Origin of the sequence: Psychromonas sp., assembly GCF_041586535.1 — a bacterium.
Taxonomy (GTDB): Bacteria; Pseudomonadota; Gammaproteobacteria; order Enterobacterales; family Psychromonadaceae; genus Psychromonas.
Map to the genome: position 1 here is coordinate 1 of NZ_JBFGZY010000161.1, position 8961 is coordinate 8961.

5 protein-coding genes are annotated in these 8961 nt (G+C 41.7%); 3 read left to right on the top strand and 2 right to left on the bottom strand.

What is annotated here, in order from left to right; all coding sequences use genetic code 11:
- Nucleotides 1-473 precede the first annotated feature (473 nt).
- From ABZA00_RS15130 to ABZA00_RS15140, 3 genes are all read left to right on the top strand, one after another.
- The gene (locus tag ABZA00_RS15130) at nucleotides 474-5261 is read left to right on the top strand and encodes an NAD-glutamate dehydrogenase (protein ID WP_372882992.1); all 4788 of its coding nucleotides are present in this window, start codon (nucleotides 474-476) and stop codon (nucleotides 5259-5261) included.
- Nucleotides 5262-5645: 384 nt separating this feature from the next.
- Complete coding sequence (gene sixA / locus ABZA00_RS15135) at nucleotides 5646-6098, top strand: phosphohistidine phosphatase SixA (RefSeq protein ID WP_372882993.1); 453 nt, start codon at nucleotides 5646-5648, stop codon at nucleotides 6096-6098.
- Nucleotides 6099-6196: 98 nt separating this feature from the next.
- On the top strand, nucleotides 6197-6712 hold the full coding sequence (locus ABZA00_RS15140; protein ID WP_372882994.1) for a hypothetical protein: 516 nt from the start codon (nucleotides 6197-6199) through the stop codon (nucleotides 6710-6712).
- A 34-nt stretch (nucleotides 6713-6746) separates the two neighbouring features.
- On the opposite strand, the gene tcdA is transcribed toward ABZA00_RS15140, so the two are convergent.
- Nucleotides 6747-7532, bottom strand: a complete 786-nt coding sequence (tcdA, locus tag ABZA00_RS15145) for a tRNA cyclic N6-threonylcarbamoyladenosine(37) synthase TcdA (RefSeq protein WP_372882995.1) — start codon at nucleotides 7530-7532, stop codon at nucleotides 6747-6749.
- Nucleotides 7533-7736: 204 nt separating this feature from the next.
- Nucleotides 7737-8720, bottom strand: coding sequence for a Gfo/Idh/MocA family protein (locus ABZA00_RS15150; protein WP_372882996.1), 984 nt, complete (start codon nucleotides 8718-8720; stop codon nucleotides 7737-7739).
- Nucleotides 8721-8961: the final 241 nt, after the last annotated feature.

The following is an 8961-nucleotide window of genomic DNA, read 5'->3' on the forward strand; positions in this document are numbered from 1 at the left end:
CGCTTAAAAATTCGTGGCGGCAGGTAGTGCCGACACGTTAAACGCTTGTAAGAGGTTTTAGAAGACTACCGCAACTTAATGTTGCAATGCCTAAACCGTTGACGACAAGAATCACCTTGCTTTAGCTGGGTGAGCTTCAATATAGCATTAAGTATCAATGTGTTATCGTGCGAATGGGCGGTATGATGTAAGCCAACTCTCATTTACTCTTAAAAAAGCAACTTCGGTTGCTTTTTTTGTACCTGTCATTCAATAACGTTGTATCTTCTGTAAAATATTATTCACTGAATAAGCATTAAAAATCACATCCCGATAGCCATTCTGCAAGCCCATTTAATTATTCTTCTGAGAATAAAAACAAATGTTTTCAGATTGTAAAGTAAATACTGTAACTATCTAGCAGCTCTCATTTTATGGTGGTTTAAGAGTGCTATAGTCATAACAGCTGTAGAGTACTTAACAGAGGGATAGGCATGAAAATAATACTTAATCAAAAGCAGGATATTCTAGATCAAATCTTTTCCCGGCTAAAAAGCTATTTTTCGCTCCCAGAACAAAAAAATCTGGATCAGTTTATTCAATGCATTTTCCGGGATGTTGCTGTGACTGATTTAAGCCAGATATCACTAACTGATCTGGCTGGAATGACCGTTTCATTATGGCGTGAAACCCTCAAGTGGAAAGGAAACCAGGCGAAAGTCCGTGTTTTTAATCCGGATGTTGAACAGGACGAGTGGCAATCAACGCATACCGTGCTGACCGTTTTATGTCGCAATACACCCTTTGTTATTGATACATTAAAACTGGTTATAAATGAAGAAAATGTGAAATTACACCGCCTTTATTATGGCGAAATGACCACAGAGCGGGACAAAAACGGAAAATTAATTTCTCTTGAACGAGAAAACGTCAATGAATTATTACTCTATTTTGAAATTGATCAAACCACTTCAAAGGCAGAGCGTGAACAGATTGCCGCTAAAATCCAAACGGCGCTGGAAGATGTTGCCCTGGTGGTTGATGATTTTGAAGCCTTACAAAATACGCTTAAAGAAGCGATTGAAGCCAGTAAAGCAGATAATTTGCAAGTCCAGATAGAAAACTTAAAAGAGCAGCAGACCTATTTATCATGGATGTTAAAAGATCATTTCACTTTTCTCGGTTGTGATCAATTTAGCGTTGAAAACGGGCAGATTAAAGCTGAGCCGGGGAGTCAGTTGGGGATGTTAAAACGCCCTGATTTTATGAATAAAGTTTACCATTTTGAATCAGCTGAGGCATTAAAGTTGCCTACTCTTGTCCATTTCAGTAAAGCATCGCAACGTGCCATGGTTCATCGCAGAGCTTACCCTGATACCGTTTATATCAAGCATTTTAATGAAGCAGGAAAGTTAGTGTCCGGTTTTCGTTTTATCGGCTTATATACTTCCTCTGTTTACAGCAGTACGCCCATTGATGTTCCCATCATACGTAATAAACTCGCGAATATGTTAAAACAGTCGGGTTATAGCCTGGGGGGGCATTATTATAAAGAGCTTTCCCAGATCTTATATACCTACCCGATTGAAGAGCTGCTGTTATGTGATGAAAATGAATTATTACAAAATGCCACCGAAGTCCTGCATGCCCAGGAGCGTAAAGAGTTAAAACTGTTTTTACGCATGGATGGTAATAATCAATTTGTCGTGGCCATTTTGTACGTGCCTCGCGATGTTTACAATACCAAGGTAAGGTTGGACTTTGAAGAGTTAATCTGCCGCACCTTAGAGGTGACCGACCGCGATTTTCAAACCTATTTAAGTGAATCAAATTTAGCCCGTTTACGTTTGGTATTAAGGTTAAAAACTCCGCTTGAATCTCCCCTGGAAGTACAAGCCATACAAGATCGTATGAAACAGTTAACCAAGCTCTGGAGTGATGAGTTACAGGAGTCTTTAATTGAAAATTTCGGTGAAGAACGTGGCATAAAACTTATTAGAAAATACCATTTAGCATTTCCGCCAAGTTATCAGGATAGTTTTAGTCCGCGTGTTGCCGTGGCTGATATTGAACGTATAGAGTCCCTCTACTCCGATAAGGAACGCGCCATGACCTTGCGTTTCTATCGTTCCATGGAGCCTAACGGCAGCGAGTTAAAATTAAAACTTTTCCACCAGAACGGTGCGTTATTGTTATCGGATCTTATTCCGATTTTAGAAAACCTTGGGCTGAAGGTAGCTGAAGAATATCCTTATAAGGTCACGCCCAATAAAGAAAAATCTTTCTGGTTATATGATTTCACTTTAATTTATTCGCAGGTATTTGATTTTAATCCTGCTACATATCATGATGTTTTTGCCGATGCATTTTTATCTATATGGTACGGGCTCGCTGAAAATGATCCCTTTAATAAACTTATTTTAGGGACTGGACTCGCCTGGCGGGATATTGCCATGCTGCGTGCATATGCGAAATATTTAAAACAAATACGCTTTGGTTTCAGCCTCTACTCAATCGCAAAAACATTGCTGGACCATAGCCTGCTGGTGAAGGAGTTAGTGGTACTGTTCAGGTTACGTTTTGATCCGGAAAATGTTATCGATCTGGAAAAACAGAAAAAATTAGAAGAGAAAATACTTAACGCATTAAATGATGTGACAAACCTTAATGAAGATCGTGTGTTAAGGCAGTATGTTGAATTGATTATGGCCACTATCCGAACCAATTATTATCAGCAATGCGAGGGGAAAAATAAACCCTACATCAGTTTTAAATTCGATCACAGTAAAATTACAGAGATTCCGTTGCCACGTTTAAATGTGGAAATTTTTGTCTATTCACCGCGTATAGAAGGGGTGCATTTACGCGGCGGTAAAGTGGCTCGAGGCGGTTTACGCTGGTCGGATCGCCGTGAAGATTACCGTACGGAAATATTAGGTCTGGTAAAAGCACAGCAGGTCAAAAACGCAGTAATTGTGCCGGTCGGTGCCAAAGGTGGTTTTGTTGCGAAAAAACTCCATCCGGCTATGGATAGAGAGCGTTTTATGAAAGAGGGGATCAGCAGCTACAAGTTATTTGTCAGCGCACTGCTGGATCTAAGCGATAACCTTGAGCAGGGTAAGGTTATACCGCCGGTGGACGTGGTCAGGTATGATAGCGATGATCCCTATTTTGTAGTTGCTGCGGATAAAGGCACTGCCTCTTTTTCTGATTATGCCAATGAAATCGCAGTGGCTAGAAACTTCTGGTTAAATGATGCCTTTGCCTCCGGTGGTAGTAATGGCTATGACCATAAAGCGATGGGGATCACTGCGCGCGGCGCATGGATTAGTGTTCAGCGTCATTTTCGTGAGCTGGGTGTTGATGTGCAGCAGCAAGCGATCAGTGTGATTGGTATCGGTGACATGGCGGGTGATGTCTTTGGCAACGGCATGTTAAGTTCGCATTCAATCTCTTTATTGGGAGCGTTCAATCATCTGCATATATTTATTGATCCGGAGCCTAAGGATCTACAGGCTTGTTTTACCGAGCGAAAACGCTTATTTAACACCCCGGGAACCGGGTGGAACGATTATAACCAGAGTTTAATTTCCGCTGGTGGCGGTGTTTTTGAACGCAAAGCCAAGTCAATTTATGTCTCTCCGGAAATGGCCAAACGTTTTGATATTCAGCAGAAGAAGGTCACCCCTAATGAGTTGATAACGCTGTTATTAAAAGCACAGGTTGATTTGATTTGGAATGGCGGCATCGGCACCTATGTAAAAGCCAGTACACAAAGTCATGCCGATGTGGGAGACAAAGCGAATGATGTTCTGCGGGTTAATGCAAATCAGCTGCGCTGCCGGGTGATTGGTGAAGGGGGAAATTTGGGTGTAACCCAGTTGGCGCGTATTGAATACTCCTTAAAGGGAGGGTTATGCTTTACTGATGCCATTGATAATGCCGGAGGAGTGAACTGCTCAGATTTAGAGGTTAATATTAAAATTCTACTCGATAAATTGGTTTCAGACGGTGATCTGACGGTTAAACAGCGTAATCTTTGGCTGCTTAATATGACCGAGCAGGTCGCACAAATAGTTCTTAAGAATAATTACCGCCAGGCACAAAGTATCAGCCTTTCTTATTTAGAGGGGTATAAACGTATTGAAGAATACCGCCGGCTTATTTGTAATTTAGAAGAGAAAGGTAAACTTAATCGCAGTATTGAATTTATTCCGACGGAAGATCTGCTTAATGAACGCAAAAATAGCCACTTGGGTTTAACGCGCCCGTGTATTGCTGTGATGCTGGCTTATGCTAAAAATGAAATGAAGGAAGCTTTAGCCAATGAGCATGTCTCCGGCGACTCTTGTTTAATTAAAGAAGCTGAAAAAATATTCCCCGAAGCGCTAGTGCTGAAATATAAAAATGAAGTTTATCAGCACCCATTGGTCAATGAAATCGTTGCAACTCAGATAAGCAATGATATTTTCAACTGCATGGGAGCCACTTTTGTACATCGCTTGATGTCCAGTACAGGTTGTTCATTTCTGGACATTTGTAAGGCCTGGGTGGCTGCCAGAGAGGTTTTCGCAATGATTCCCATCATGGAAGAGATTGAGGCGTTGGATAATCAAGTGATTGCCGGTGTGCAAAGTGATTTAATGCTGAGATTGAAACACATGGTTGGTCAGGGCACGCGCTGGATTATTCGCAATCACCGCACGGATCTTAATATCGGCGTGCTGATTGCGCAATATCAGCAGCCAATCAGAATGTTGGCAGAGCAATTTGACAGCATTTTAAGTGGGGCATCTGTTATCCACCGACAGCAGGCAGCCTCTGCGTTAATCGCTGATAAGATTCCGGAAAAACTGGCATACTCGTTGGCTAGTGTGGATCAGGTTTATGCTATGTTGGGGGTTATTTTAGTCGCTGCAAAAGTGCAGATTGAACCTCAACTTGCTGTGCAGGTCTATTTCCATAGCGGAGAGCAACTAAGACTATTTGATGTCGCTAAGCAGCTTAACCTGCTACCCGTTGATAATAACTGGCAGTCTCTTGCGCGGGAAGCAATGCATGATGATCTTGAATGGCAACAGATAAGGATCACTAAGAGTATCTTAGAAATGGTAAAAGAGGGGACTGATATCGCTGAGGCTTATGTTGAATGGCATTCATCAAATCATATTCTTTTTGAACGCTGGCAACGTATGGCGGATGCCTTAATGGCGGTGAGTGCCCCTGAGTACAGTATGTGCCAGGTAGCGCTGCGTGAATTGCTGGATCTGTCACAGGCTTAATTTTACCTGTGCTGGAAATCGGTCTACAGTTTCTATACCGATGTTACTTCAAAGTGCTTTGTCAGGCACGAACTCGAAGACCAGATCAAGGCGCAGCATGAGGTAATGGTTATTCCCTTTTCGATTGTTGCAACGCAGAGCTGGTTTTCGAGCCAGCGCCCTGTAGGGCAAGGCAACTTATACCAATGTGCGTTGGTATAAAATCTCTCTGTAGAATAACTGCACTGCAATTTTATGCCTGGCATCCCGGCACCATTTGCCTTGCTGACTTTGCATCTTGAAGTATCATGGGTATATAACCGTTATCTTGAATTTTGATTGATAACGGTTACAGGCATCAATCCAGCACCGATATCAATATCGGGTAACTATCAAGGATAAAAGATGAAAACGGTTTATTTTGTCCAGCATGGCATTGCGCACTCGAAAGAGATTGATCCGAGCAGACCTTTAACGGATATCGGCATGGATCAGGTTCGTCAGGTTGCAACCTATTTAAAAGATCATCATATTAAAATCGCTAAAATTTGTCATAGTGGCAAATTACGTGCTCAACAAACTGCATTATTGTTTTCTGAAATATTAGCCGTCGGTAACGTAGCTGCAATTAAGGGGATGGAACCCACAGACAGTGCAACGAAATTGGTTGCACAACTCACTGAAGATGCGGTCATGTATATCGGGCACCTGCCTAACCTCTGCAACGCAGTAGCGCTGCTGATCAGCGGTAATAGTAATAAACAGGTACTCAAATTTAAAAACTCAGCGGTCGCATGTATCGAAATAGAAACAGAGGCTGCGAGTCTGCAGTGGTTTATTACACCCGAGATGTGTTAGTTCAAGGAAGTAGAGATGGAACCGGGATTAGTGATATTTGTACTATCATTATCGGTAATGATGCTTAAAGCCTTTCATTCCAGATGGGATTAAAGCTTATGACTGCACCAGTAGTAATCGCTGAACTATTACCCGCACACAAAACAATCCTCTCTGCAGTGGATCAAGTTCGCCCCCTGCAAAAACAGTTAGACCTCGCGTTTATACTGATCATAAAAAGATGCAGCGAAAAAGTGAATAAAATCTGGCGCCGCTCATTCTCCCTGAAAGTGATGTTAGTCATCTTATCAATGGCAACAACGCTTTTTGTCGGCTTCAAGTTTCAAGATTGGCAAGTGGATTGGCTGCATGTGAGCCTGCTGATCTGCGCAATTGTCACTGGGTTGTGGGTTTTTGAAATATTTAAGGACTATCGCAGTGCCTGGTTAAACGCATTAGCGTTGCAGAATAGCATCAGCAGACTGTATTCAGAGTATCAACTGCTATTAGACTGTGTCACTTTTTTAGAGAAACAGTCTCTGCCCGCAAAAGATTCATTAACGCTTGAGCAAGTGTATGTGCAATATTGGAACAGGCTACAGGTGCTACTGAATGGCACGGATACAGCCTGTTAAAGATCAATAGCTTCTGGACATGGAGACGTTCTTGCTATTGGACTTGTTGTGCCAGTTTGTTCAGTATAAATGCACTGCCGACAAAGCCGAAGCTTGCCGTTACCATTGTCGAGGCACCAAATCCGGTTGCACAGTCCATCTTCATATTGCCATCAGATTCTGATTTTTGCTGACAAACTTCACCATGCAGATCCGGATAACGTAACTGCTCGGTGGAGAATACACAATCCACTCTGAACTTGCGCTTGGGGTTTTTGCTGAAATTAAAAAAACGGCGCAGTTCCGAACGTACTTTGGCAGCTAAAGGATCTTGTACTGTGCGTGATAAATCAGTGACTTGGATTTGGGTCGGATCCAACTGCCCGCCCGCACCACCGCAGGTCAGCAGAGGATACTTATTACGTTTACAATGGGCGATTAATGCCACCTTGGCTTTGATGCTGTCTATAGCATCAAAAACATAATCAAATTCACTGGATAAATATTCAAAGCAGTTTTCTTTATCAATAAAATCATCAATCAAATTCAATTGTATTTCAGGGTTTATTAATCGGCAGCGGGCGGCCATTGCTTCTATTTTTGTTTCTCCAATGGTATCTGCTAAGGCATGCACTTGACGATTGGTATTCGTTACACAGATATCGTCCATATCAATCAGGGTGATTTGGCCGATCCCGGAACGTGCCAGGGCTTCAACAACCCATGAGCCAACACCACCAATACCAATAACACAAACGTGGCTTTGTTGAAATTTGCTAAGCGCCTTACTGCCGTATAAGCGTTTAATGCCACCAAATCGGTTTTCGTATTGTTCTGTCATGTCACTACTCAGTAAAAATTTAAAAGAAAAAGCCCCTCCTAAGAAGGGGCAGTTTGTTATTATATTATGAAGTGCCGGGCAAATAGAAACTATTTAATTAAAGGCGCCTGCACAATGCTATCTAAATTACTGAACAAGTAACTTAGAACTGCCCCATATTGAAGGCATTAAGTTGTGCTAGCTGGTGAATAATAATGTTTTTTATTATTTTGTTATTTGCTTGTCGGCAGGAAATCTTACCCCGGTTAAACGGCGAATTTCGGTGATCACGGCAGAGGTTGTTTTGGCCCGTTGTACCGCTTCCTGATCCATTTTCCCTTCTCTGATTTGCTTGGCGAAAAAACTCGCTTCGTCGCTCATGCTGTTCTCATGCTGCGTCTGCGTTAAATCGCTGACACTGTCTGTCATCAGCGTAATTTCTGTGCATAAGGAGATGCTTTTAATCAGTATATTGCCTTGCTCACCCTGAATTTCGCTTGCTAAGTCTGAATGACTTATTTTGGAATGGTCAATAGTGACCGAGAAATCACCATAATTTAACAGCACTGAGCCACAACCATCAACGCCGGAATCTAATAAAACGGCATCTGCCTGGATCTTTTTTGGTTTGCCAAACAGGGCGACGGTAAAGGCAATACAGTAATAACCAATGTCCATAATTGAACCATTAGAAAAATCCGGATTAAAGGTATTCGGGTTTTCACCATCAAGGTATCGTTGATAACGGGAGGAATATTGGCAGTAATGTATATGCGCTTTACGCAGCTTGCCGATTTTATCCAGATTATTTTTTACTTGTAAAAAATTGGGTAAATGTGCTGTTTTATAAGCTTCAAACAAAATAACATTGCTTGCCTCTGCTGCCCGGTAAAGCGCTTCAACCTGCTCGCTATTAGAGGCTAAGGGTTTCTCGCATATGACATGTTTGCCATTTTCCAGCATCAGTAAAGTCTGTTCAAAATGTAACGAGTTGGGGCTGGCAATATAAACCGCGTCGATAAAGTCACTTTTGCTGAGGGCCTGCAGATCATCAAAGCACTGTTGTACGTTAAATTTTTCGGCGAAACTTTGCGCGCGACTTAAAGACCGGGAGTAAACAGCTGCTAATCTTAGATCATTATTGATTAATGTCCCTTTAACAAATTCTTCGGTTATCCAGTTACTACCAATAACGGCAAAATTAATCATGTTATTATCCTAATAAATGCAATTGAGTATCATAAACGCAATCAGTGCTGAATAATAGCAAAGGAATTACAACTCTGTTAAGAGATTGTTATACCAAATCCGATAATTATCTATTCATTTATGCTTGTTAAAATGAATGCTAGCTAGACATAAAACTACGTTTTAGTCTTTGTTATTGACTTTGTAATTAGAACAACTAGTTACTGCAATCAATGCCTTGCTTTCATCCATTTTTCCTACG